The following is a 23,795-nucleotide window of genomic DNA, read 5'->3' as shown; positions in this document are numbered from 1 at the left end:
ATCATGGCGCGGTGGTTTCCTCCCCCGACAAAATCATACGATGTGTCACTTGGTCCCTCGGAGGCGGCCCGGTGTAACGTGCGGCCCAATCGGGATCGGCGCGGCGAATGGCCGTGGCCGATCGTTCATCGGGATCGAAACGCAATATCACCAGTGCCGGTGCGCTCCATTCGCCCCTGTTCACGAAGCTGGACAGGGGCACGGAAAAGCGCCTCAGCCAGGCCATCGCGGGGCTCGCGACAGCACCCGCATCATAACCAGGTCGGGCGATGACCGCAATCGGCATCCTTCGCGCGATCCCCCGCCAGTCCTTCCAGCGGTGGAACTGCGCGAGATTGTCCGCCCCCATCAACCACACGAATTCATATCGGGGGTAGCGCCGACCCATCGCACCGAGCGTATCCACGGTATAGCGCGTTCCCAGCTCTCGCTCGATCGCGGTCACGCGGATCGGCGCGCGCCTGGCCTGGTCCATGGCCGAACGGACGCGGGCATCGAGCGGCGCCATGCCCGCTTTGGGCTTGAGCGGGTTGCCAGGCGAAACCATCCACCAGATTTCATCGAGCGCGAGGGCGCGGAGGACGAATAGCGAAATCCGTCGATGGCCGCCATGCGCCGGGTTGAAACTGCCGCCCAACAGCCCGATTCGCCGCCGAACGTGCATCAAAACCCACTCCGGATTTTTTTGTCGTTTTTATACAATGGGTTGACAGACCCTGTGTTGGCGCAAGCCAAGTCTTTGGTAAACCACGGTTTAGGCTTTGGCTCCTCGCATATTTCAGAGACCGGGTCGCCATCGAACGACTCGTCCCGCTTAAGCTTCAACTCGTGGATTCTTCGGGAACCGCGATTCGATTTCATCGGCAACCTTTGTTAGCGCTCGGCCCGGGACGTTAAAGACCATAAGGGACGGGTCGTTTTGAGCAACAAGATTGCCACGAGTGGCTGGGGGAGCCGCGTGCGAAGCTGGTTTCCCGATCGCGAGTTCTTCATGCGATCGGAAGGGCAGGTTCGCTTCATCACCATTTCGTCGAAAGTCCAGATGACCGTCGCCGCCATCGCTTTGGCGGCGCTGATCGTTTGGGCCGTTTCGATGGCTGTAGCTGGCTGGACTCAATATCGGGCGACTGCCGATCGGCTTTCCTTGCTCGACCGCGAAGCGAAGGTTGCCACCGCGACCGAGCGTGTGAACGCTTACCGCGAAGACATCGATGCTGTCGCGACAGACCTGGTGAAGCGCCAGGAATTCATCGAGGACATGGTTTCCTCGTTACCGGATGATGTGAAGTCGGTCGCCAAGGTGAGCAATTCGGCGGGTGAAGCTGCCGCCACGGTCGACAAGGTCAGCCTGTCGATTCCAGAGGCCACCGCACTTGCGCGGATCGAAGCCCGCCAGCTTGCTTTCGTCGAAGGGCTGACCCGCTATGCGGACTGGCGCGCCCAGCGCGCTGCCGCCGCGCTCAAGTCGCTTGGCCTCAATCCCGACACCATGATCCGCAACGCCGACCGCAGCGCCATGGGTGGTCCGCTGGAAAAGCTCGTGACCAGTGCCGATGGCACGATCGACCCGCGTTTCGAGCGGCTCGGCCTGTCGATCGCGCGGATGGCGGCACTCGAACGTGGCCTCGCCGGTATCCCGCAGGTCACCCCGGCACGCAAGGACATGATTTCGAGCGGGTTCGGCTATCGGCGCGATCCCTTCACCCGCCGCGGCGCCATGCATAAGGGTCTGGACTTCAAGGGTGCAATCGGCACGCCGATCCGCGCCGCTTCGACCGGTCGCGTCAGCTTCGTCGGCTGGAAGGGTGGCTATGGCAAGACTGTCGAGATCACGCACGGCAATGGCCTGATGACACGGTACGCCCATATGTCGCGCTTCGAAACAAAGGTGGGTCAGCGCGTGGAAGCGGGCGACACCATTGGCGCGATCGGCAATACCGGCCGATCGACCGGACCCCACCTCCATTTCGAGGTTCGCATTAATAATCGCGCGGTCAACCCGCGCACCTTTCTGGAGACTGCCCCCAATGTTCTCGAAGAAATCCGGCGAGCTCCCCAATTCGCCTCAGCCGAATAATCCGGGACGCGAACGCATGGCCAGCAAGGGCAATTCCACTTTTTCCGTCTTCGGTTCCGACACTGCGATCACCGGCGATATCAAGGCCTCCGCAGACCTGCACATCGACGGATCGGTAGAGGGCGACATCAGTTGTTCGTCGCTTGTCCAGGGCGAAACGAGCAGCGTGAAAGGCGCTATCGAGGCTGAAAGCGCACGCCTTGCAGGCACGATCGAGGGCTCGATCGCGGCGCGCGAGCTGGTCATTCTCAAGACCGCCAAGATCACCGGCGATGTCTTTTACGATGCGCTTACGATCGAACAGGGCGCACAGGTCGAAGGGCGGTTCGCTCACCGCGACGCGCGGGCCAAGACGCCCGCACAGTCTGCGGGCAAGCCGGAACTCGCCGTGGCCGGCTGAGCAGGTTAAGTTTGGAGGGGATGAGGGCCGCCTGCGCAACGACGCCGGCGGCCTTCTCTTTGCATTCCGTCGGGGCTGCCCGGCTTCCCGCAGGAACGCGCCGGTTCAGTCCAGAACTTCGGCGCGCAAGGCTTTGCGGTCGAGCTTGCCGATCATCGTTTTCGGCAAATCGGTGCGGATCACGACCTCATCGACCCGTTCATGCTTGCCGATACGCGCGTTGAGCCAGCCGCGAAGCTCTTCCGCGGTTGCCTGCCCTTCTGCCTCCAGCGTGACATAGGCGACCGGCGCTTCGCCCCGATACGCGTCCGGACGGCCGATAACCAAAGCCTCCTTGATGGCCTCATGTTCAACCAGCACGTCCTCGACCTGGCTGGGAAAAACCTTGAACCCGCCTACCGCGATCATGTCCTTGATACGATCGACGATCTGGAGAAACCCGTCTTCGTCCATTGTCGCGACGTCGCCGGTACGCAGCCACGTCTTGCCGCGATGCTCGATGAAGACCTCTTGGGCGGCCTCGGGCCGATTCCAATACCCCTGCATGACTTGCGGGCCATGAAGCGCGAGTTCTCCCGGTTTCCCGTCAGCTACGACAATCGCGGGATCCTCCTTGTCGAGCAGCAGAACCTCGGTCTGCATCAGGACCTGGCCGATGGTTCCGGGCTTGCGCGTCCCTTCATAGGGATTGGCCGAGACCACGCCCGCGCTTTCCGTGAGACCGTAGCCTTCGACCAGACGCACACCCGTCGCCGCCTCGAATTTTTCGCGCAAGGGGCCGGGCAGCGGTGCGCCGCCCGAGATGCATATTCGGAGGCTGGAAAGATCGGTCTTGGCCAGATCCGGATGGTCGAGCAACGCCTGGAACATGGTGGGCACACCGGGAAACCCCGTCGCGCCATATTTCTCTACCGTTTGCAGCACTTGCTTGGTTTCGAACCGCGGGACCATCGCGATCGACGCCCCCGTCACGACCGCATGGTTGAGCAAGGCCGTGTTGGCGAAGACGTGAAAGAAGGGGAGCGCGCCCATGAACACTTCGTTCGCCGGATCACCGAACGGGTTGAGACCGGCGGTTTGCTGCGCATTGATGGAAAGGTTCGCATGGGTAAGCATCGCGCCCTTGGGCGTGCCGGTCGTCCCGCCCGTATATTGAAGAAGCGCGAGCGACTGCGGATCGACCGTCGGAAGCTGTCCGCCTGACCTTTCGCCCTGCTTCAGCAAATCGTCCCAGCGGAGAATATCCGCGCGATAATCGACCTTCGCCACTTTGCTGCGTGCGAACAGTCGCAGGGCGATTCCCTTGAGCCTGGGGAGCATTTGCGAGAGCGAGCTGACGACCAGCGTTTCAAGCTCGGAACCGCGCAACACCTCTTCCGCCGTTGCGTAGAGTTCGGGCACATCGACGGTGACGAGCAGACGCGTGCCGGAATCGGCAACCTGCTCTTCCAGTTCCTCGACCGAATAGAGCGGAGAGAAATTGACCACCACGGCCCCCGCCATCATCGCCCCGTAATAACCCACCACGTAGCTCGGCACATTGGGCAGGAACAGGCCGACACGATCCCCTTCGGCGATACCCCGCGCCTTGAGGGCATGCGCGAAAGCCCGCGCGTCGCGATAGAGTTCGGAATAGCTGTATGTGCGCCCGAGGAAATGCAGCAATGGCGCAGAGGGAGAGGCCTGGGCTGTCCGCGCGAACATGTCGGGAAGCGCGATCGGTTCGAAACGCGTATCCCATGCGACCGGGTGGTGGTTCGGCAACTTGCTTACATCCATGTCAGTAACATGGAGTATTGCGCTTTAAACGCAAGTAAAAAGGCGGGAGAAGCTCATGCCTCTCCCGCCTCGTGAAATACTGGGTGCTCTTGCTGTCAGGCTTCGCCGGTTTCCCCGGCTTCTTCCGCCTCTTCCGCTGCGCGCTTGGCTTCGAGCCAGGCGGCGGCCTCGGCCTCCTGCGCCGCTTCGGCGGCGGCCTTTTCATTGGCGTCGCGTTCGGCGCGCAGTTCCTCGATCAACTTGTCGCGATCGCTGGTGCCGGTCGGTGTCGCCGGAACGGTCTCGTCTTCGACCGGCAGATTCTTGGCTGCCTTCGCGACCACCGCATCGAGTTCGCGTTGCGAACACAGGCCGAGCGTGACGGGGTCCTTGGGCTGGATATTCTGGATGTTCCAGTGGCTACGCTCGCGAATCGCCGTGATCGTATTGCGGGTGGTGCCGATCAACTTGCCGATCTGTGCATCGGAGATTTCCGGATGGCTGCGCAGAATCCATGCGATGCCATCGGGCTTGTCCTGCCGTTTGGAAACCGGTGTGTAGCGCGGTCCCTTGGTGCGGCTGACTGCCACAGGTGCGCGCTGCATCTTCAGCTTGTATTCGGGATCGGCCTGGCCCCGCTCGATCTCTTCCTGCGTCAGTTCGCCCGAGTGGACAGGGTCGCGCCCGGTATATTTGCTGCCCGCGAGATCGTCGGCCATAGCCTGCACTTCGAGCAGGTGGAGGCCACAGAATTCGGCGATCTGCTCGAAGGACAGACCGGTGTTGTCGACCAGCCAGGTGGCGGTCGCATGCGGCATCAGCGGTTTGGGTTGGTCGGCCATGAACGTGCCTTTTCTCGTCATGCGAAAATAGAAGGGCCGCCCCTCGCGGGACGGCCGTTATCGTGCCGATGTAGGCGAGAGTGGCGGATTGGGCAAGCGTTTCGCTAGGCAGCGGGCAGTTCTTCCCTCTCCAGGGTCGCAAGCCCGTCGAGAAACTGGCCGGTGGCCGCAGTCCAACTGAAGCCGGCTCCATATTCGGCGCAAGCCCTGCGGTCGCAAAACAGGGCGGCGGCAATCGCCCGGTCGAGGTCTTCGCTCAGCGCCCCCACCTCGTCGGTCACGATATCGCGCGGTCCGGGAACCGGAAAGGCTGCCACCGGAATGCCGCAGGCAAGCGCTTCGATCATGACCAGGCCGAACGTGTCGGTCCTGCTGGGAAACACGAAGACATCCGCCCCTGCATAGCAGCCGGCCAGATCGCGGCCGGACCGCCGGCCCAGAAAATGCGCTTCGGGAAATCTGTCCTTGAGCGAGGCGAGCGAAGGCCCGTCGCCGACCACGACCTTGCTGCCGGGATAGCTGCTGGCGAGAAAGGCCTCGATATTCTTCTCTACGGCGACCCGCCCGACATAAAGCTGGATCGGTTTCGGCAGCCCCGCATATTCGGGCGGCGGCGACGCATCCGGCGTGAAGCAGGCCAGATCGACTCCCCGGCTCCAGCGGTGCAGCCGCGCGAGGCCGTGAGCGCGCAGTTCTTCGCAAATGCTCTCGGTCGCCACCAGCACGCGTTTGGCCGGGCGGTGAAACCAGCGAATGTAGTGCCAGAACCACTCGGCCGGCAGGCGAGTGCGTTTGGCCAGATAATCCGGGAACTGCGTATGGTAGGCGGTGGTGAAGCATATTCCGTGGCGGGCACAATGACGCCGTGCCGCCATGCCGAGCGGTCCCTCGGTTGCGATATGGATCGCCTCCGGAGCGAACTCGCGCAAGCGGGTCGCGACCGCTCCCGGCAGGGCCAGCGCAAGCCGGATCTCGGGATATGTCGGGCAAGGAACCGATGCGAACTGGTTGGGAGAGATCACCATCACGTGATGGCCTTGCCGTGACAGTTGCTCGCAAGTCGTGGTCAGAGTTCGCACCACGCCGTTCATCTGCGGCAGCCAGGCATCGGTAACGATAGCGATCCGTTGCGGAGGCGTGGGCGGGATCCCCGCGGTTCGGGCCGGCGCCGCGATCGACAAGGTCACGCCGCCTCCCGGACTTTCGTCTTGGCGTCAGTCCGCCCCGTTTCGCGCCGCGCGACTTCTTCGGGCCAATTGAGGATTTCCATGGACCCGTCGAAATGCTCCACCAGGGCATTGCACCCTTCCACCCAATCGCCATCGTTCCAGTATTCGACACCGTCGAAATCACGGAACTCGGCAGTGTGGATATGGCCGCAGACGACACCGTCGACCCCGCGCTCGGCCGCTGCGCGAGCGACCACCTCCTCATATTTCGAGATGAACTCGACCGCGTTCTTGACCTTGTGCTTGGCGGCCTTGGAGATAGACCAGTAGGGAAGACCCAACCGGTTGCGCGCGGCCGCCACCCAGTTGTTGAGCTTCATCATCAAATGGTACGCCGCGTCGCCGATGAAGGCGAGCCAGCGGTGCGCCAGCATGATGGTATCGAATTCATCGCCATGCAGCACCATCAGGCGCCTGCCATCGGCAGTGGTGTGAAAGGCCGCGCGCATGATTTCGACCCCGCCGAAGTTCATGCCGCTGAAGGGCCGCACCATCTCGTCGTGATTGCCCGGAATGTAGATGATCCGCGTACCGCGCCTGGCTCGCCGGAGAATGCGCCAGACGATGTCGTTGTGCTCGGCAGGCCAGTAGAACTTTTTCTTGAGCCGCCAGCCGTCGATGATATCGCCCACAAGATACATCGTTTCGCTGTCGGTGTGATCCAGGAAATCGATCAGCAGCTCGTGATTGCACCCCTTGGTGCCAAGATGCACATCGCTGATCCAGATCGTGCGGAACTTGCGCCTTTCGCCAACGACCCGTTCGGGCACGCTGGGCTTGATCGACGGAAAATTCGCAACCTTGTGGGCAACGTCGAAGTTTCTGGGCAGATCATTCATGGTCATGGCCCCCGACCAGTGTCGGCATGGTCATGACGCATGATTGTTACATGCGATTCACAGTACCATTACGGATCGGCGACAAGATGTCCGTGGCGCGTCAGGAGCCGGAGACCGCTAAAACGATCTTTCCGATATGATCCCCTGCCTCCATGTGCTCATGCGCGGCGCCCGCGCCTTCGAGCGGGAACGTCCGATCCATTACCGGAGCCACCGTGCCGCCTTCGAACAGCGGCCAGACATGCTTCTCGATTTCGTCGGTAAGGAGAGCCTTGAATTCGTCGGAGCGCGAACGCAGTGTCGAGCCTGTGAGAACCAGGCGTTTGCGCATGACCGTGGCCATGTTGATTTCGGCCTTCAGCCCGCCAAGCACCGCGATTGTCACATGGCGTCCGTCGGGTGCCAGACATTCGATGTTACGGGCGACGTAAGCGCCCGAGACCATGTCGAGCACGACATTGACGCCTGCCCCCTTGGTAAAGGCCTTCACCTCCTCGACGAAATCCTGGGTCTTGTAATTTATCGCGAGATCGCCGCCGAGATCGCGGATGGCCCGGCATTTTTCCTCGCTGCCCGCGGTGGCGATCACCGTGACATCGAACGCCTTGGCCAACTGGATCGCCATCGTCCCGATGCCGCTGGTGCCGCCATGGACAAGCAGCGTGTCGCCATCGCCTGCCCAGCCGCGTTGAAAGACGTTATGCCATACAGTGAAAAGCGTTTCCGGGATCGCCGCCGCGGCATCGAATGGCATCGCTTCGGGCAGTTGCAGGCAATGCCCCGCATCGGCGAGGCAGTATTGCGCATAGCCCCCGCCCGAAACGAGCGCGCAAACCCGCCGCCCGAGCATTTCGGGCATGACGCCTGCACCCAGCGCAACGACCGTCCCCGCAACCTCCAGTCCCGGGATCGGCGACGCGCCCGGCGGTGCCGGGTAGAAACCCTGTCGCTGGATGACATCGGGCCGGTTTATGCCCGCATAGGCGACACGGATCAGCACCTGGTCTTCACCCGGTTGCGGAACGGGAAGGGTTTCCGCCCGCAGCACCTCGGGTCCGCCCGGCTTGTCGAAACCCATTGCGGTCATCGTTTCGGGCAAATCTGCTGCCACCTGCGCCCCCATTGTCGTGTCATCCCCCGTGGCATCTCAGCCACGCGACGGTGCAATACCGCGCGACCCCGTTGACAGCAACCGCGCAGAATTGCGAGACTGCCCGCAATGGATACCGACGAGAGTCCCCGCCCGCGAGGCGATGCCGCGAGCTTGCTCGCCACGGAAGATCTCGGCCCTTATTCGCAGGACGAACTGGAAACGCGCATCGCGCTGCTCGAGGCCGAAATCGTGCGCGTGGAAAAGCACCGCCTCGCCGCCGCCGCGCATCGCGACGCGGCCGAAGCATTGTTCGGACGCAAGGATTAGTTGGCAGTGCAGGGGCTGCAAAATCCTGCCTCAATGCCCATATCGAACGCGCATACAGCATTGGCTAACCTTCGGCCCATAAGCTGTCCTGTCATCGCCCCGCGCGAGTCCCATGAGAAAGACATCTGAATGCCCAGCTTCGCCGCCAATCTCGAAAAGACCCTCCACGCAGCGCTGACCGATGCGGGCGAACGTCGGCACGAATATGCGACGCTCGAGCATCTGCTGCTCGCGCTGATCGACGATGAGGATGCCGCGCAGGTCATGGCCGCATGCGGTGTCGATCTGACCGAACTCACGGTAGTGGTGAAACAGTATCTGGAGCAGGAATACCAGTCGCTACAATCGGACGAGAGCGCCGATCCGCAGCCGACGGCGGGCTTTCAGCGCGTGATCCAGCGTGCCATCCTGCATGTTCAATCTTCGGGCAAGGATACGGTAACCGGAGCCAATGTGCTGGTGGCGCTGTTCTCCGAGCGCGATAGCTATGCGGTCTATTTCCTCCAGCAGCAGGACATGAGCCGTCTCGACGCGGTCAGCTTCATCAGCCACGGCATCGGCAAAGGCGGCAAGCAGATTGAGAACCGCCCGCCCGACGGCGCGGAGAACACCGAGACGCAGAGCGAGGACAAGCCCGGCGAAAAGGGCAAGAAGGAAACCGCGCTCGACCAGTTCACGGTCAACCTCAACAAGAAGGCCGAGGACGGGCGCATCGATCCGCTGATCGGTCGCGGGCCTGAAGTCGACCGGACCGTCCAAATCCTCTGCCGCCGCAGCAAGAACAACCCGCTCTATGTCGGCGATCCGGGCGTCGGGAAGACCGCTATTGCCGAAGGTCTCGCGCGCAAGATCGTCGAAGGCGAAGTGCCCGAAGTGCTGCAAGACGCGGTGATCTATTCGCTCGACATGGGAGCGCTGCTGGCGGGAACGCGTTATCGCGGCGATTTCGAGGAACGCCTGAAGCAGGTGGTGAACGAACTCGAAGGCATGCCCGAGGCCATCCTGTTCATCGACGAAATCCACACGGTGATCGGTGCGGGCGCGACCAGCGGCGGGGCGATGGATGCCTCGAACCTTCTGAAGCCCGCGCTTTCCAGCGGTGCGATCCGCTGCATCGGTTCGACCACCTACAAGGAATTCCGCAACCATTTCGAGAAAGACCGCGCGCTGCTGCGCCGCTTCCAGAAGATCGATGTGAACGAGCCGACGGTGGAGGACACGATCAAGATCCTCAAGGGCCTGAAGACCGCGTTCCAGGATCATCACAAGGTGACCTACACGGTCGACGCGCTGAAAACCGCGGTTGAGCTTTCGGCGCGCTACATCAACGACCGCAAGCTGCCCGACAAGGCAATCGACGTGATCGACGAGGTCGGCGCGATGCAAATGCTGGTTCCGCCGAGCCGTCGCAAGAAGAAGATCACCGCCAAGGAAATCGAGGCCGTGATCGCGACCATGGCGCGGATCCCGCCGAAATCGGTCAGCAAGGACGACAAAAAGGCGCTCGAGAATCTCGAACGCGATCTCAAACACGTCGTCTTCGGCCAGGACCCGGCGGTGCACAAGCTGTCGACCGCGATGAAGCTCAGTCGTGCGGGTCTGCGCGATCCGGACAAGCCGATCGGCTCGTTCCTGTTCAGCGGCCCCACCGGCGTCGGCAAGACCGAAGTCGCGCGCCAGCTCGCCAGCATCATGGGCATAGAACTCAAGCGCTTCGACATGTCCGAATATATGGAGCGTCACAGCGTCAGCCGCCTGATCGGCGCGCCACCGGGCTATGTCGGCTACGATCAGGGCGGGTTGCTGACCGATGCGGTCGACCAGAACCCCCACTGCGTCCTGCTGCTCGACGAAATCGAGAAGGCACATCCGGACCTGTTCAACATCCTCTTGCAGGTCATGGATAATGGTCGCCTGACCGATCATCACGGCAAGACGGTCGATTTCCGCAACGTCGTTCTCATCATGACCACCAATGCCGGCGCCGCCGACATGGCGCGCCAGGGCATCGGCTTCGGCGATGTGAGCAAGGAAGACGCAAGCGAGGAAGCGGTAAAACGCATGTTCACGCCCGAATTCCGCAACCGCCTCGATGCCATCGTTCCGTTCGGCTACCTTGGCAAGGAAACCGTCGCCCGCGTGGTCGACAAATTCATTCTTCAGCTCGAACTCCAACTGGCCGAGCAGAATGTGGATATCCAGTTCGACAAGGACGCGCGTGCCTGGCTGGCCGACAAGGGCTATGATCGCCTATACGGCGCCCGTCCGATGGGCCGCTTGATCCAGGAGAAGATCAAGCAGCCGCTGGCCGAAGAACTGCTGTTCGGCAAGCTCGCCGACGGGGGCGAAGTGTCGGTGACGCTGAAGGACGGCAAACCGAGCTTCGAACTCACCCCGGCTCCGCCGAGGGCCAAGCGCAAGCCTCCCGCGAAGAAGAAGGCTGCGAAGGGCACCGCGGCGCCCAAGAAGCCGGAAGCCGATACCGAAAAAGGCAAGAACGAAACGAAGGGCTGACCTGCGGCAGGGGCAGAACAGGGGCGCTCGCGGGAACGCTTGCCCCCCTGCCCGCTTGAGTCGGGAGTGAGCATAGACTTCTCCTGGATTCGCCCCGAGCCGCACGGCATCCATATCGTCCCCGCCGATTGCTGGGTCGATCCCAGCCGTGCGGTAGCCAAGGCGCTTGTCACCCACGGCCACGCCGATCATGCGCGCGGCGGACATGGACAAACCGTCGCGACGCCCGAAACGCTGGCGATCATGAAGTTGCGCTACGCAACTTCGGACGGGGCCACGCCGGTCGCATATGGCGAAACCATCACACTGCCCGGCGGGGTCGATGCGACCTACATCCCTGCCGGGCACGTGCTCGGCAGTGCCCAAATCCTGCTCGAACATGCGGGCGAACGCGTGATAGTGACAGGCGATTACAAGCGCCGCGCAGACCCGACCTGCCCGCCTTTCGAAGCCACACCCTGCGACATCTTCGTTACCGAGGCGACCTTCGGGCTGCCGCTGTTCACCCACCCGCCGATCGAGGGGGAGATGGCCAAGCTGCTCGAGCGGCTGGCCGCGCATCCCGAACGCTGCGTGCTTGTCGGGGCTTATGCGCTCGGCAAGGCGCAGCGGGTAATCGCCGAGCTGCGCCGAGCAGGCCATCGCGACCCGATCTATCTGCACGGTGCGCTGGAGAAGATGTGTCGCCTTTACGAGGAACACGGTGTCGGTCTGGGCGAGCTGCGCCTGGTAGCGGATCATACGAAGGAGGACATGCGCGGCGCCGTGGTGATGTGCCCACCCTCCGCGCTCAACGACCGTTGGAGCCGCCGCTTGCCCGAGCCCATCACCGCCATGGCAAGCGGCTGGATGCGCGTGCGCCAACGCGCCCGCCAGCGGAATGTCGAATTGCCCCTGGTGATTTCAGACCACGCCGACTGGAGCGAACTCACGCGCACGATCAGGGAGGTCGACGCATATGAGAACTGGATCACGCATGGTCGCGAGGATGCTTTGCTGCGCTGGTGCCAGCTTCACCAACGCCGCGCCCGGGCACTCGCGCTCGTGGGGTATGAGGACGAGGACGACTGAGGCATGGAGAGTTTCGCCGCCCTGGTCGATGCGCTGGTCTATACGCGCAGCCGTAATGAGAAGCTGAGACTGATCGCGGAGTACCTGCGCTCCACACCCGACCCGGACCGCGGCTGGGCGCTCGCCGCGCTGAGCGACGGGCTCGACTTTCCCGCCGTGAAGAGCTCGACCATCCGCAATTTGATGAAGGATCGTGTCGATCCGGTGCTGTGGACGCTGAGCCGCGATTTCGTCGGCGATACGGCCGAGACCGCAAGCCTTTTATGGCCTGCGCCCGATAGCGAACCCGATCCCCCGGGCGTGTCCGAAACCGTGGAACTGCTTTCGGCGATGACCCGCAAGAGCGTCATGGTCGATTTGCCAAACCTTCTGGACCGGCTCGACGCGTCGGGCCGCTATGCATTGCTCAAGCTCGCGACGGGGGGGATGCGCATCGGTGTCTCGAGCCGACTGGCCAAAACCGCCTTCGCGCAGGCTTTCGAAGTGTCGGTCGAACAAGTGGAAGAATATTGGCACGGCCTCGAGCCACCCTATGATCCACTCTTCGCCTGGGCGGCGCATGGCCAGGCCCCGCCCGACATCGAGAACCTTCCCACTTTCCGGCCGTTCATGCTCGCCCACCCGTTGGAGGACACGGTGGTCGACCTCGCCGACTATGCGGCGGAATGGAAATGGGACGGTATCCGCGTCCAATTGGTGCGCGCTGGCGAGGAAACGCGGGTTTACAGCCGCTCGGGCGACGACATTTCGGCGACTTTCCCGGAACTGATCGATGCCCTGCCCTTCCCGGCGGCGCTCGATGGCGAGCTATTGGTGCGCGGTTCGGCGCAGGGCGGCGAGGAAGGCGGCGCCGCCAGTTTCAATGCGCTGCAACAGCGGCTGGGGCGCAAGACGGTGAGCAAGAAGATGCTGGCCGAGTTTCCCGCCTTCGTGCGCCTTTACGACGCGCTGTTGATCGAGGGCGAAGACGTGCGCGAACAGCCTTGGACCGCGCGCCGCTCGCGGCTCGAAGCCCTGATGGCCCGCCTGCCCGAAAGCCATTTCGACATCAGTTCGGTGGTCGAGGCGCGCGACTTCGATCACCTCGCCGAAATCCGTGCAGGAAGCCGCGAAGACGCGATCGAGGGGCTGATGCTCAAGCGCAGGGACAGTCCCTATATCGCGGGGCGACGTGTCGGATATTGGTACAAGTGGAAGCGCGACCCGCTGCTGGTCGATTGCGTGTTGATGTACGCTCAGCGCGGTTCGGGAAAGCGCTCGAGCTTCTTCTCGGACTACACTTTCGGCTGTTGGGACGGCGATCCCGATACCGGCGCCGACCTGCTTCCCGTGGGCAAGGCCTATTCGGGGTTTACTGACGAGGAGCTCAAGAAGCTCGACCGGCATGTGCGCCAGAACACGGTCAACCGGTTCGGCCCGGTGCGCGAAACCGACAAGAGCCTGGTCTTCGAAGTCGCCTTCGACAGCGTGCATGAAAGCAAGCGGCACAAAAGCGGGCTTGCCATGCGCTTTCCCCGCATTCATCGCATCCGCTGGGACAAGCCGCCGCACGAGGCGGATCGGATCGCGGCGCTGAGGGCGCTTATCCGCGATTGAGGAGGCAACGAAGGATGGACATGAAGGCGCTGCTGCTGGCCACCCATGCGAACATGCTGGGGACACTGGACGGGCTGGTCGCCAAGGCGGCAAACCACGCGCAATCCGCCGAGCTGCTGGGCGCGCGGCTGGCGGACGACATGCATCCGCTGTCGACACAGATCCGGTTCCTTGCGAACATGCCGGGGGAAGCGCTGGAACGGCTCGGCCTGATACGCTTCACCAGCCGCGAGGACGACCCGCAGACTTACGAAGAAGCGCATGCGATCATCGCCGAAGCGCGCGCGCTGGTCGAAGACGCCGCACGGTTCGACTTCCCCGACGAAACCGCCCCACTCGCAATGAACCTGCCAAACGGGATGACGTTCGATCTGACCGCGCAGGAGTATGTGCGCGATTGGGCGCTCGCACAGTTCTATTTCCACACCGTCGCAGCCTACGCCATCCTGCGCCAGGCAGGGCTTGAGGTCGGCAAGGCCGACTATGTGCCGCACATGTTCAAATATCTGCGCGAACCGGCGGCCTAGGCGGAAATAGCGAGCACTTTTTCCCGCGAAGTCGCGCCGCGCAATATGCGACAGCGTGACGCCGACATTCCAAGAGCGCGCGACACCAGCTTTTCGACGGCTGCGTTCGCTTCGCCATCCGTCGGCTTGGCGCGGACCTTCACCAGCACCAGACCATCCTTGATAGCGATGCTTTCGGTGCGCGCGCCGGGTGTCACGCGCACACGCAATTGCCCTTGCTGGACGAGCGCGTGGAGGTCTTCCGTGTCGGGGAGATCAGCTTTGGGTCGCGGCATCGACCGCCGCCGCATGGGCCTTGGCGTTTTCGGCATAATGCGCGACGCCGATGCGCATGCCGGCAATTGCCGCATCGTCGAGATCGCGCATCTTGCGCGCAGGTCGGCCGCCCCACAGCTCGCGCGCGCCCATCACCTTGCCTTCGGTCAGCATGGCCCCGGCGGCGAGCATCGCATCCGAGCCGATCACCGCCTTGTTCATTGCGATCGCGCCGAGACCGACGAATCCGCGATCCTCGATCGTGCAGCCATGGACCATCGCCATGTGGCCGATCAGCACGTCGTCGCCAATGATCAGCGGCGAACCGTCGGGATCGCCCGGTCGTTCGGGATCGCAATGGCAGACGCTTCCGTCCTGGATATTGCTGCGCTCGCCGATCACGATGCGGCTGACATCGGCGCGCAACACGCAATTGTACCAGACCGAGCTGTCGGCCCCGATCTCGACATTGCCGATGATCGCGCAGCCCGGCGCGACGAAAGCGCTATCGTGAATTTTCGGCGTGTGGCCGTGGATCGGAATGATGGTGACGCCGGGGCGGCTCGCGGTCATCGGGTGTTCTCCCATTGCTCGTGTGTGAGCGAATACTGGATCGTCGGATTGTCTTCCGGCGGAAAGGCCGGGTCGGAAAAATCAAGATCTTCGCGGCGGACCATGCCGAGCTTTTCCATCAGTTTCCAGCTTCCGACATTGGCACCGCTGGTCAGCGCCACGACATGCGGCGCGCCCACGCGAGTGAACGCCCAGTCGAGCACCGCGCGCATTGCCTCTTCGGCAAGCCCAAGCCGCCAGCGATCCTCGCGTACCAGCCAGCCCACCTCGTGATCGCCCTGATTGGGCGCGAGCGGGTTGTCGACGCGCTTGATCCCGCAATGGCCGACCATCTCGCCGGTGGCCTTCTCGATCATGAACAGGAAGCTGAAGCCTTCGCGTGCGTAGAGCGCCATGGATTTGGCATGCTTGGCTTCGATCTCGTGCAATTCCTTGACGCCGCCAAGCCGCGCCATCACGCTCGGCGTGTTGAGCACGCGCATCTGCTCTTCCGCATCGCTCTCTTCGATCGTGCGCAGGATCAGCCGATCGGTTTCGGCGATAATGTCAGCCACGAACGGCTTCCCACTCCGCCTTGTCGATCGAGTAGACAATTATAACCGGGTTTTCCGTATCGAACTCATCATTCTCGAAATCGAGATCCTCGCGTCGGCGCATACCGAGGCGCTTCATCAGGCCCCAACTGCCCTCGTTGCGCTGAACGGTGAGCGCAATCACCTCTTCCGCGCCGAAACGTTCGAAGGCCAGCTCGAGCGAGGCCTGCGCCGCCTCGCGCGCATAGCCTTTGCCCCAGGCATCCTCGCGCAAGCGCCAGCCGGCTTCCATCATACCGATCGGCCCGCCCGCCTGGTTGGAGCGTTTCAGCCCGCAAAAGCCGAGAATCGCGCCGTCCTCCTTGCGCTCGACGCACCAGAAGGTGTGCCCATGCTCGCGTTCATAGGAGAGCAGACGCTCCTGCGCGCCCTTGCGCTTCGCCTCGTCGGCCACCCCGCCGAGCCAGCGCATGACATTTTCCGTATTGGTGCCTTGCCAGAAACGCGGCCAATCCTCGTCGCGCCAGTCGCGCAGCACCAACCGCTCGGTCTCGTGTCGAAAATCACCCATTGAGGAGCTCCGCGGCGCGCGGCGCATGATAGGTCAGGACCCCGCTGCATCCGGCGCGTTTGAACGCGATCAGCTTTTCCATAAGCAGCGCGTCGCGATCGCCCACGCCCGCCGCCGCGCCCGCTTCGATCAACGCATATTCGCCGCTCACCTGATAAGCGAAGACCGGCACCTGGAATTCCTGCTTAGCGCGCCAGATCACGTCGAGATAGGCGAGGCCGGGCTTGACCATGATGCTGTCAGCGCCCTCGGCGATGTCCATCGCGATCTCACGCAGCGCCTCATCGCCATTGGCCGGATCCATCTGGTAGCTCTTCTTGTCGCCCTTGAGCAGTCCGCCCGACCCGACCGCATCGCGGAACGGGCCATAAAAGGCCGAGGCGTATTTCGCCGAATAGGCCATGATCTGGACGTTGGGATGCTGGTTCATCTCCAGCGCCATGCGGATCGCGCGGACGCGACCGTCCATCATATCCGACGGTGCGATGATATCCGCGCCCGCTTCGGCCTGATTGACCGCCTGGTCGACCAGAACGGCCACGGTATCGTCATTGAGGACATAGCCGGTCTCATCGAGCAGCCCGTCCTGCCCGTGGCTGGTATAGGGGTCGAGCGCCACGTCGGTAAGGATGCCGATATCGCTGCCGCAGGCATCGCGCACAGCCTTGATCGCCCGGCACATGAGATTGTCGGGGTTGAGCGCCTCGGCCCCGTCGTCGCTGCGCTTTTCGGGCTGCGTGTTGGGAAACAGCGCAATACAGGGAATGCCGAGATCGACCGCTTCCCTCGCGCGCTTCGCGATCCCGTCTACCGACCAGCGCGAGACGCCCGGCAGGCTCGTCACCGGCTCTTCCACACTCGACCCATCGGTCACGAAGAGCGGCCAGATCAGATCGGCCGGCGTAAGCACCGTTTCGCGGTGCATCGCGCGGCTCCAGCCGGTGGCACGGGTGCGACGCAGGCGGGTGGCGGGGTAGCTTGCGTTGGTCATGGCGCCGCTCTGCCGCAAGCGCACGCGCGGTGCAATCTCAACTGTTCTTGGGCGCCGACAGCTTGTCGATTTCGCGCTCAGGCTCCTGCGCCGCAAGTTCGGCTGCGGTCTGTTGCAGTCCGGCCAGCGCGGCCCCCGGTTCGATAGTTTTCATCTTGCCGAGAGTATCCTTGAAGCGGCGCAGCTCGGCTCCGGCGAGTTGGGCGCGGGTCACATATGTGACCGAGGCAGGATTGATCGCCCGGCCACCACGATACATCTCGTAATGCAGGTGCGGCCCCGTCGACAGGCCGGTCGATCCGACATAGCCGATCACCTGGCCGCGCCGCACGTCTTGCCCCCGGCGGACAGCAATGCGGCTCATATGGCAATAACGCGTGTCGAGCCCGCCACCATGGCGCAGCCGCACGGCATTGCCGCAACCACCCATCCGACCCGCACCGGTCACGCGGCCATCGGTGACGGCAACGATCGGGGTGCCGTGGCGAGCCTTGAAATCCAGGCCGGCATGCATGCGCCGATATCCCAGGATGGGATGACGGCGCATGCCGAAACGCGATGTTGTCCGGCCGGGAACGGGGGCCATGAGACCGCCGCGCTGCTCGCCGACACCGGAGGCCTCGTAAAATTCGCCATCCTCGCCCCAGCGCATCAGCTGTACACGCGGCTTCTCATCGCGCTCGAGCCCGGCGTAAAGCAACTGGCCCGCCTGACGTTCGCCCGTGGCCGCGCGGCGATGCGCGACGATGAAGTCGAACGTATCGTCCGAACGTACGTCGCGGTCCAGGTTCACATATTGGCCAAGCGTCTTGAGATAGGCCTGCACGGCGCTGGCGGGCGCGCCCGCAGCCCGTGCCGAGCGATACAGACTATCCCCGACCACCCCCCTGATACGCAGTGGCGTCTCGTCCACCCGAATGACTTTCTGCGTCAGCGACAGTTCGGTGCCCTGGTCGAACCGCCCGATATCGAGAGCAAGATCGAAACGCGCGCGAAAGGCTATCGATTCGACCGGGCGGGGTTCGCCGGGTGCTGGGCGGCGTCCCAGCGCGATATCGAATTTCGTTCCGGGCTTGAGGTCGTCCAGCGCAATCGCACCGCCGACGAGTTCGGCCACCTTTACAGTGTCGGCTCTCCCGACACCTGCCCGCCGCAACATGCGTTCGAAACTGTCCCCTTTGGCCAGGGTCGCGACCATTTCCAGCCTCGGTCGCTCTGGCGCGGAGGCCAGAGGAGCGACAAGAGCAGTCGCGCCCATGTGCCGCCCGCTATCCGCGCCGAGTGCCAGAGGCATGATCATCTGGCTGCGATATTCGTCGCGCGCCGCATCGTCGATTTGGGTTGGCGCCGCCGCTTCCAGCGGGGCGAAGCTCGGCCAGAATGCCAGAGCCGTGGCCGACAGGCCAAAAAAGGTCGCGAACCCGCGAAACCACCGTTTGCTGCCGATATCGCTGCCGAGGTCCGGCACGAGATCGAACGCTGCCAGCCGGCCGGCGAACTGTTCGCATACGGTCCTGAGAGAAAAGGATGGGGATTCGGCAGGGGAGACGATCTGATCGTGCGCGAGCGCGGCAGCGGACCGACCAAAACCGCCGGATTCGGTCATTCCCCCCGCTCCATCTGTGTCCACGTGGGACCTGTACACGTCTCGTGTCCCTTCCAGCTGGCCGATCCGGTACGAACGGATATGGCGCGCGCCCCTTCTTGTGAATCCTTTGCCCGTCGTGCCTGCCAAAACAAAGTAAAGCGGGGCTTAACTTGCGATCATGCGAGTCCGGATTGCGGTGAATCGATGCGAAGGCGCGGCGCGCGGTTGCACCCGTGATCGCGCACTGCCACTTAGGGGGCGTGCAGGGTAGCGCGATCAAGGCGGTCCTCGGACCAACCAATACCGGCAAGACGCATCTGGCGATCGAGCGCATGGCGGCGCATTCGAGCGGCTGCATGGGCTTTCCGCTGCGCCTGCTCGCGCGCGAAGTCTATGACCGGGTCCGCGCGATCAAGGGCGACAATGCGGTGGCCCTGATTACCGGTGAAGAACGGATCGAGCCCAAGGGCGCGCGCTATAGGTGCTGTACGGTCGAGGCGATGCCGCGCGACGGGGCGGGTGCGGCTTTTGTCGCGCTTGATGAGGCCCAGCTTGCTGCCGATCGCGAGCGCGGCCACATTTTCACCGATCGCCTGCTGAATATGCGGGGGCGCGAGGAAACGATGCTGCTGGGCGCCGGCACGCTCGAACCGCTGGTCCGGCAATTGGTGCCTCAGGCGGAAATTTCCGAGCGCCCGCGGTTCTCGACGCTGACGCATATCGGGCCGCGCAAATTATCGCGCCTGCCACCCCGAAGCGCGATCGTCGCCTTCAGCGCCGAACAAGTCTATGCGGTGGCCGAAATGCTCCGCCGGTTTCGCGGCGGCGCGGCAGTGGTCATGGGCGCCCTCAGTCCCGAAACACGCAATAAGCAGGTCGCGCTGTTCCAGAATGGCGAGGTCGATTACATCGTCGCCACCGACGCGATCGGCATGGGGCTCAATCTCGATGTCAATCATGTCGCCTTTGCGGGCCTGACCAAGTTCGACGGGGTGCGAATGCGACGGCTGCTGCCTGCGGAAATGGCGCAGATCGCCGGACGTGCGGGCCGCCACCAGCGCGATGGCACCTTCGGGACGCTCTCGGGAACGAACAAACATGGCGCGCCGCCGGAATTTACCGAGGAAGAGGTCTACGCGATCGAGGAGCACCGCTTCGCGCCATTGACTCATCTTTACTGGCGCGAGCCCGAGCCGCGCTTCGATTCGCTGGCCACATTGATAGCCGATCTCGAGGCGCCGCCGGGGGATCCCGCATTGCGCGCCGCACCCGAGGCGATCGACCTGGCCACGCTCAAGCGCCTCGCAGAGGAACCTGTCGCGGCCGATGTGCGCGGACACGGTGCGGTCCGGCGGTTCTGGGAGGTCTGCTCGCTACCCGATTTCCGGCAGCGCGGCCCCGACGTTCATGCGCGCTTCGTCGCGCGCCTGTGGCAGGATCTCGCGCAGGGCTATATCGGCGCGGACTATGTCGCCGCGCGGATCAGCGAACTCGACAATATGGCCGGAGACATCGATACGCTGCAGGGGCGGATCGCGGCGATTCGCAGCTGGGCCTATATCTGTCAGCGGCCCGATTGGGTGCTGGCGCGGGACGAGATGGCGTCGCGCGCACGGGCGGTAGAGGCAAAACTGTCGGACGCGCTGCATGCGCGGCTGACAGAACGATTCGTAAACCGGAGGACGGCGATCCTGATGAAGTCGCTAGGACAGGATGCAGGCATGTTGCCGATTGAATTGAGTGATGCGGGCGAGGTTAGCGTGGAAGGCGAAGTGCTGGGCCATGTCGAGGGGCTCCGCTTCACCGTCGATCCCTCCGCCCGGCACGAGGACCGCCGCATGTTGCTGGCGGCTGCCGAGAAGGCACTGCCCAGACTGCTCGGCGAGAAGGCCGAAGCGCTCGCATCGTCGGATATGGACAATATCGAACTGGCAGGCGGGGCAATCCGCTGGAACGGGCAAGAGCTCGCAAAGCTCGAGCATCGCGATGGCACCGTGATACCGCTGGTAAAGCCCGTGCGGGAAATCGCTGCGCTTCCCGAGACCGCGCGCACCAGGCTCTTGGCAGCACTGGAGGCCTGGCTCGCCAAGACGCTCGAACCGCTCGCCCCGCTGGAAAAGATGCACCATGCGGCAAGCAATCCCGATGCCGGGTCACAAGCCCGCGCGCTGCTCCTCAACCTGATCGCGGGACATGGCTACGTCACCCGCGAGAAGGCGGGCATCGAGCATCTGCCGAAGGAGATGCGGCCCTTCCTGCGCAAGATCGGCGTGACCTTCGGTGCGCTCGATATCTTCGCTCCCGCGCTGCTCAAGCCGGCACCACGCCGGCTACTCCACGCGCTCGGGCTCGACCGGCGGGCCTTGCAAGAGGCGATGCTCCCGGTGATCGCCGACGTGAAGAAGCTGCCTTCGGGCTATCGCCATGCGGGCAGCCAGGCGATTCGCATCGATCTGGCGGAAAAAGTCCTGCGCGCCGCGCATGAAACGCGTGCCAAGGCTCAGGCCAAAGATCGCAAGCGCAAATTCGTGCTGGATTATGCGCTCCCCGTTTCGATCGGTCTGGAAGAAGCGAATATCGCGCGGTTGCTGGGCAATGCGGGTTTTCGCGTCCAGAAGGCCAGGCCTCTTCCCGAAGGGCAGTTCGGACCGCCCCGGCCCGACCGCTGGGAATGGCGCCCTTCGCGCCGCAAGCAGGAACGCGCCAGGCCCGCTCAGCCCCGCGAGGGCAACGCCTTCGCGGCGCTCGCCGATCTGGTACGCTGATGGCGGAGCCCGCGTGAGAATCGACCGGCTGCTGTGCTATCTGCGCTTCACGCGCACCCGCAGCGCGGCGCACAAGCTGGTCGACAAGGGGCATATTCGCCGCAATGGCGAGCGCGTGACGCGCTGTTCGCGCGACATTGCGGAGGGCGATATCCTCACCCTTCCCCTCGGCAAGTCGGTCAAGCTGGTGGAAATCCTGGCTCTGCCCAAACGCCGCGGGCCGCCGCGCGAAGCACAGGCCTGCTATCGGGAGCTTGACCCCAACGGATAATCCGCCCTAGCAGCGCGGATCAGGGAAACACTTCGCGAGGATTACGCTACCCATGACCTATGTCGTCACCGATGCCTGCATCAAGTGCAAGTACACCGATTGCGTCGAGGTCTGTCCGGTCGACTGTTTCTACGAGGGCGAGAACATGCTGGTCATCAATCCCAGCGAATGTATCGACTGCGGCGTGTGCGAGCCCGAATGCCCTGCCGAAGCCATTCTTCCGGATACCGAAGACGGCCTTGAAAAGTGGCTGGAACTGAACACCAAGTTCAGCGCGGAATGGCCCAACATCACCCAGTCGAAAGAGCCGCCCGCCGATGCCGATGAATTCAAGGACAAGGAAGGCAAGTACGAGCAGTACTTCTCTCCCGAACCGGGTGAAGGCGACTAAACGCTAGGCGCGCATGCTCTCTGCGCTGAAAGGGGCCTGGCAAGCCGGATCGCGGGACAATATCGGGCTTATAGCTGCGGGCGTCGCCTATTATGCCTTGCTCGCTCTCATCCCCGCCCTTGGCGCAATCGTGCTCGCCTACGGCGTCTTCGCCGCTCCGCAGACCGTCGGCTCGCATATCGAGCTGTTGACGAACCGGCTTCCCGCATCTGCGGCGGACTTGATAGCCGGGCAATTGAAAGCTGTGTCGGACGGATCGTCCGGTGCTCAGGGCGTCGGCCTGTTTGTGTCGCTGGCAATCGCGCTGTTCGGCGCGCGAAGCGGGGCTCGCTCGCTGATGACCGGCTTCAACATCGTGTTTCATGCAGATGAGGAACGCGGCTTCGTCAGGGGCAATCTGGTCGCGGTTGCAATCACGGCCGCGAGTCTTGCGAGCATGATCGCGGCGGGTATCGCCAGCGCGGCACTCGCCAATCTCGGCGGCGTGGTCGGTGGTTCGGCGACTATGGTGCTTGCCGGTATCGCGGCCACTCTTGCGGCGGGCATGCTCTACCGCTTCGCACCCAATGCCCCTGCCCCGGCGTGGTCGGCAATATGGCCTGCCGCCGCCCTGTTCGCTGCCTCGTGGCTCGTTGCCACTGCCGGTTTTGCTTTTTACGCAGCGAATTTCGGGAATTATAATGCGACTTACGGCACGCTTGGAGCGGTACTGGCGCTCATCACATGGTTCTGGGCGACAGGTTTCCTGCTGTTATTCGGGGCCGAGTATGCGGCCCTTCGCAGCACCCGGAACACGGCCTGAATAGCCGCGTTCCCGCCCAGACTCGCAATATTGGGGGCAGTGTGCTATATAATGCAACAACTGCACCGGTTTGCTCCCGGGCAGGTGTGAGAATTGAAAGGGCAGGCCACCAACACCGTCATATTTGGTGCCAGACCGCGCTCCCCCCTGTGGGATTGCGGCCTTGAGTTCCCGTGACGCTGTTGTTCACTCCGGCCGGGCCTGGATGAAAGGATAGATTGCATGGCTAGCAAGGCTGATGCCTTCGACGTTGGCGACTACGTTGTTTACCCCAAGCACGGTGTCGGCCGTGTCATCGAGCTCCAGAGCGAGGAAATCGCCGGTATGCAGCTCGACCTCTATGTCCTGCGATTCGAAAAGGAACGCATGACGCTGCGCGTTCCGGTCAACAAGGTCGAATCGATCGGCATGCGCAAGCTGTCTTCCGACAAGACCCTCAAGGAAGCCATGGAAACCCTTAAGGGCAAGCCCAAGGTGAAGCGCACCATGTGGAGCCGCCGCGCCCAGGAATATGAAGCGAAGATCAATTCGGGCGAAATCGTCCTGATCGCGGAAGTGACGCGCGATCTCTTTCGCCCCGACGACCAGCCCGAGCAGAGCTATTCGGAGCGCCAGATTTTCGAAGCGGCCTCGAGCCGCCTCGCCCGCGAGCTCGCGGCGATGGAAAAAACCGACGAGGCGACCGCTCTCGAGAAGATCCTCGACGTCCTGCGCGAACACGCGCCGCAATATTACGAAAATACCGAAGACGCGTAAGCGCGTCGAAATTCGGACAGGTAAAG

Annotated in this window: 24 protein-coding genes; 12 read left to right on the top strand and 12 right to left on the bottom strand. The window is 63.2% G+C overall.

Annotated features, from left to right (window positions below):
• Position 1: 1 nt before the first annotated feature.
• Complete coding sequence (locus tag L5849_RS10070; protein WP_236925459.1) at positions 2-664, bottom strand: nicotinate-nucleotide adenylyltransferase; 663 nt, start codon at positions 662-664, stop codon at positions 2-4.
• 255 nt (positions 665-919) lie between these two features.
• On the opposite strand from L5849_RS10070, the gene L5849_RS10065 reads away from it, so the two are divergent.
• Both L5849_RS10065 and L5849_RS10060 read left to right on the top strand, forming a co-directional pair.
• A complete protein-coding gene (locus L5849_RS10065; RefSeq protein WP_370459216.1) occupies positions 920-2,077 on the top strand; it encodes a M23 family metallopeptidase in 1,158 nt (385 codons plus the stop codon).
• A gap of 16 nt (positions 2,078-2,093) precedes the next feature.
• On the top strand, positions 2,094-2,477 hold the full coding sequence (locus tag L5849_RS10060) for a polymer-forming cytoskeletal protein (RefSeq protein WP_115415605.1): 384 nt from the start codon (positions 2,094-2,096) through the stop codon (positions 2,475-2,477).
• A 105-nt stretch (positions 2,478-2,582) separates the two neighbouring features.
• Here L5849_RS10060 and L5849_RS10055 read toward each other — a convergent pair whose 3' ends face one another.
• The 5 genes from L5849_RS10055 to L5849_RS10035 form a co-directional block, all read right to left on the bottom strand.
• Positions 2,583-4,256: a long-chain fatty acid--CoA ligase gene (locus tag L5849_RS10055; protein ID WP_236925458.1), complete on the bottom strand. Its 1,674-nt coding sequence runs from the start codon at positions 4,254-4,256 to the stop codon at positions 2,583-2,585.
• 95 nt (positions 4,257-4,351) lie between these two features.
• On the bottom strand, positions 4,352-5,077 hold the full coding sequence (locus L5849_RS10050) for a DUF1013 domain-containing protein (protein ID WP_236925457.1): 726 nt from the start codon (positions 5,075-5,077) through the stop codon (positions 4,352-4,354).
• Between the two features lie 104 nt (positions 5,078-5,181).
• A complete protein-coding gene (locus tag L5849_RS10045) occupies positions 5,182-6,168 on the bottom strand; it encodes a glycosyltransferase family 1 protein (protein ID WP_236925489.1) in 987 nt (328 codons plus the stop codon).
• A 92-nt stretch (positions 6,169-6,260) separates the two neighbouring features.
• The gene (locus tag L5849_RS10040; RefSeq protein WP_236925456.1) at positions 6,261-7,145 is read right to left on the bottom strand and encodes a UDP-2,3-diacylglucosamine diphosphatase; all 885 of its coding nucleotides are present in this window, start codon (positions 7,143-7,145) and stop codon (positions 6,261-6,263) included.
• 100 nt (positions 7,146-7,245) lie between these two features.
• Positions 7,246-8,223: an NAD(P)H-quinone oxidoreductase gene (locus L5849_RS10035; RefSeq protein ID WP_255704308.1), complete on the bottom strand. Its 978-nt coding sequence runs from the start codon at positions 8,221-8,223 to the stop codon at positions 7,246-7,248.
• A 141-nt stretch (positions 8,224-8,364) separates the two neighbouring features.
• Between L5849_RS10035 and L5849_RS10030 the strand changes: the two genes are divergently transcribed.
• The 5 genes from L5849_RS10030 (at position 8,365) to L5849_RS10010 (ending at position 14,273) form a co-directional block, all read left to right on the top strand.
• Positions 8,365-8,565, top strand: a complete 201-nt coding sequence (locus L5849_RS10030; protein ID WP_115415601.1) for a DUF1192 domain-containing protein — start codon at positions 8,365-8,367, stop codon at positions 8,563-8,565.
• A 129-nt stretch (positions 8,566-8,694) separates the two neighbouring features.
• Positions 8,695-11,079 (top strand): ATP-dependent Clp protease ATP-binding subunit ClpA, encoded by a 2,385-nt coding sequence (gene clpA, locus L5849_RS10025; protein ID WP_236925454.1) that lies wholly within the window; start codon positions 8,695-8,697, stop codon positions 11,077-11,079.
• 66 nt (positions 11,080-11,145) lie between these two features.
• A complete protein-coding gene (locus L5849_RS10020) occupies positions 11,146-12,150 on the top strand; it encodes a ligase-associated DNA damage response exonuclease (protein ID WP_236925453.1) in 1,005 nt (334 codons plus the stop codon).
• Positions 12,151-12,153: 3 nt separating this feature from the next.
• Complete coding sequence (locus L5849_RS10015) at positions 12,154-13,746, top strand: cisplatin damage response ATP-dependent DNA ligase (protein WP_236925452.1); 1,593 nt, start codon at positions 12,154-12,156, stop codon at positions 13,744-13,746.
• Between the two features lie 20 nt (positions 13,747-13,766).
• On the top strand, positions 13,767-14,273 hold the full coding sequence (locus L5849_RS10010; RefSeq protein WP_236925451.1) for a DUF1993 domain-containing protein: 507 nt from the start codon (positions 13,767-13,769) through the stop codon (positions 14,271-14,273).
• Here the strand turns inward: L5849_RS10010 and L5849_RS10005 are convergent.
• Genes L5849_RS10005 through L5849_RS09980 form a run of 6 tightly spaced genes read right to left on the bottom strand, consistent with a single transcriptional unit; the run spans position 14,270 to position 18,802 of the window.
• Positions 14,270-14,548: a DUF167 domain-containing protein gene (locus L5849_RS10005; RefSeq protein ID WP_236925450.1), complete on the bottom strand. Its 279-nt coding sequence runs from the start codon at positions 14,546-14,548 to the stop codon at positions 14,270-14,272. The two genes, L5849_RS10010 and L5849_RS10005, sit on opposite strands and share 4 nt — an antisense overlap.
• Positions 14,529-15,101, bottom strand: a complete 573-nt coding sequence (locus tag L5849_RS10000) for a gamma carbonic anhydrase family protein (RefSeq protein WP_236925449.1) — start codon at positions 15,099-15,101, stop codon at positions 14,529-14,531. Before L5849_RS10000 ends, L5849_RS10005 begins: the two co-directional genes overlap by 20 nt.
• Positions 15,098-15,655, bottom strand: a complete 558-nt coding sequence (locus L5849_RS09995) for a GNAT family N-acetyltransferase (RefSeq protein ID WP_236925448.1) — start codon at positions 15,653-15,655, stop codon at positions 15,098-15,100. Before L5849_RS09995 ends, L5849_RS10000 begins: the two co-directional genes overlap by 4 nt.
• Positions 15,648-16,205, bottom strand: coding sequence for a GNAT family N-acetyltransferase (locus L5849_RS09990; protein ID WP_236925447.1), 558 nt, complete (start codon positions 16,203-16,205; stop codon positions 15,648-15,650). Before L5849_RS09990 ends, L5849_RS09995 begins: the two co-directional genes overlap by 8 nt.
• Positions 16,198-17,196 (bottom strand): porphobilinogen synthase, encoded by a 999-nt coding sequence (gene hemB / locus L5849_RS09985; protein ID WP_115415591.1) that lies wholly within the window; start codon positions 17,194-17,196, stop codon positions 16,198-16,200. Before hemB ends, L5849_RS09990 begins: the two co-directional genes overlap by 8 nt.
• A 37-nt stretch (positions 17,197-17,233) precedes the next feature.
• On the bottom strand, positions 17,234-18,802 hold the full coding sequence (locus L5849_RS09980; RefSeq protein ID WP_236925446.1) for a M23 family metallopeptidase: 1,569 nt from the start codon (positions 18,800-18,802) through the stop codon (positions 17,234-17,236).
• A 242-nt stretch (positions 18,803-19,044) separates the two neighbouring features.
• Between L5849_RS09980 and L5849_RS09975 the strand changes: the two genes are divergently transcribed.
• From L5849_RS09975 to L5849_RS09955, 5 genes are all read left to right on the top strand, one after another.
• A complete protein-coding gene (locus L5849_RS09975) occupies positions 19,045-21,549 on the top strand; it encodes a helicase-related protein (protein WP_370459215.1) in 2,505 nt (834 codons plus the stop codon).
• Between the two features lie 13 nt (positions 21,550-21,562).
• On the top strand, positions 21,563-21,820 hold the full coding sequence (locus L5849_RS09970; protein WP_115415589.1) for an RNA-binding S4 domain-containing protein: 258 nt from the start codon (positions 21,563-21,565) through the stop codon (positions 21,818-21,820).
• A gap of 52 nt (positions 21,821-21,872) precedes the next feature.
• Complete coding sequence (fdxA, locus tag L5849_RS09965) at positions 21,873-22,211, top strand: ferredoxin FdxA (protein WP_115415588.1); 339 nt, start codon at positions 21,873-21,875, stop codon at positions 22,209-22,211.
• A 13-nt stretch (positions 22,212-22,224) separates the two neighbouring features.
• Entirely contained in the window at positions 22,225-23,013 is a 789-nt protein-coding gene (locus L5849_RS09960; protein ID WP_236925445.1) for a YihY/virulence factor BrkB family protein, read from the top strand.
• A gap of 222 nt (positions 23,014-23,235) precedes the next feature.
• Complete coding sequence (locus tag L5849_RS09955; RefSeq protein WP_115415586.1) at positions 23,236-23,769, top strand: CarD family transcriptional regulator; 534 nt, start codon at positions 23,236-23,238, stop codon at positions 23,767-23,769.
• The last annotated feature ends 26 nt before the right edge of the window (positions 23,770-23,795 follow it).

The organism is Erythrobacter sp. SN021 (genome assembly GCF_021864455.1).
This window is presented reverse-complemented; position numbering and strand designations above follow the sequence as displayed.

What these genes read in the sequence shown, in the direction of transcription:
- L5849_RS10070 (WP_236925459.1), bottom strand. Translation starts at nt 664, where the DNA reads ATGCACGTTCGGCGGCGAATCGGGCTGTTGGGCGGCAGTTTCAACCCG.
- L5849_RS10060 (WP_115415605.1), top strand. Translation starts at nt 2,094, where the DNA reads ATGGCCAGCAAGGGCAATTCCACTTTTTCCGTCTTCGGTTCCGACACT.
- L5849_RS10055 (WP_236925458.1), bottom strand. Translation starts at nt 4,256, where the DNA reads ATGGATGTAAGCAAGTTGCCGAACCACCACCCGGTCGCATGGGATACG.
- L5849_RS10050 (WP_236925457.1), bottom strand. Translation starts at nt 5,077, where the DNA reads ATGGCCGACCAACCCAAACCGCTGATGCCGCATGCGACCGCCACCTGG.
- L5849_RS10045 (WP_236925489.1), bottom strand. Translation starts at nt 6,168, where the DNA reads ATGAACGGCGTGGTGCGAACTCTGACCACGACTTGCGAGCAACTGTCA.
- L5849_RS10040 (WP_236925456.1), bottom strand. Translation starts at nt 7,145, where the DNA reads ATGAATGATCTGCCCAGAAACTTCGACGTTGCCCACAAGGTTGCGAAT.
- L5849_RS10035 (WP_255704308.1), bottom strand. Translation starts at nt 8,223, where the DNA reads ATGGGTTTCGACAAGCCGGGCGGACCCGAGGTGCTGCGGGCGGAAACC.
- L5849_RS10030 (WP_115415601.1), top strand. Translation starts at nt 8,365, where the DNA reads ATGGATACCGACGAGAGTCCCCGCCCGCGAGGCGATGCCGCGAGCTTG.
- clpA (WP_236925454.1), top strand. Translation starts at nt 8,695, where the DNA reads ATGCCCAGCTTCGCCGCCAATCTCGAAAAGACCCTCCACGCAGCGCTG.
- L5849_RS10015 (WP_236925452.1), top strand. Translation starts at nt 12,154, where the DNA reads ATGGAGAGTTTCGCCGCCCTGGTCGATGCGCTGGTCTATACGCGCAGC.
- L5849_RS10010 (WP_236925451.1), top strand. Translation starts at nt 13,767, where the DNA reads ATGAAGGCGCTGCTGCTGGCCACCCATGCGAACATGCTGGGGACACTG.
- L5849_RS10005 (WP_236925450.1), bottom strand. Translation starts at nt 14,548, where the DNA reads ATGCCGCGACCCAAAGCTGATCTCCCCGACACGGAAGACCTCCACGCG.
- L5849_RS10000 (WP_236925449.1), bottom strand. Translation starts at nt 15,101, where the DNA reads ATGACCGCGAGCCGCCCCGGCGTCACCATCATTCCGATCCACGGCCAC.
- L5849_RS09990 (WP_236925447.1), bottom strand. Translation starts at nt 16,205, where the DNA reads ATGGGTGATTTTCGACACGAGACCGAGCGGTTGGTGCTGCGCGACTGG.
- hemB (WP_115415591.1), bottom strand. Translation starts at nt 17,196, where the DNA reads ATGACCAACGCAAGCTACCCCGCCACCCGCCTGCGTCGCACCCGTGCC.
- L5849_RS09980 (WP_236925446.1), bottom strand. Translation starts at nt 18,802, where the DNA reads ATGACCGAATCCGGCGGTTTTGGTCGGTCCGCTGCCGCGCTCGCGCAC.
- fdxA (WP_115415588.1), top strand. Translation starts at nt 21,873, where the DNA reads ATGACCTATGTCGTCACCGATGCCTGCATCAAGTGCAAGTACACCGAT.
- L5849_RS09960 (WP_236925445.1), top strand. Translation starts at nt 22,225, where the DNA reads ATGCTCTCTGCGCTGAAAGGGGCCTGGCAAGCCGGATCGCGGGACAAT.
- L5849_RS09955 (WP_115415586.1), top strand. Translation starts at nt 23,236, where the DNA reads ATGGCTAGCAAGGCTGATGCCTTCGACGTTGGCGACTACGTTGTTTAC.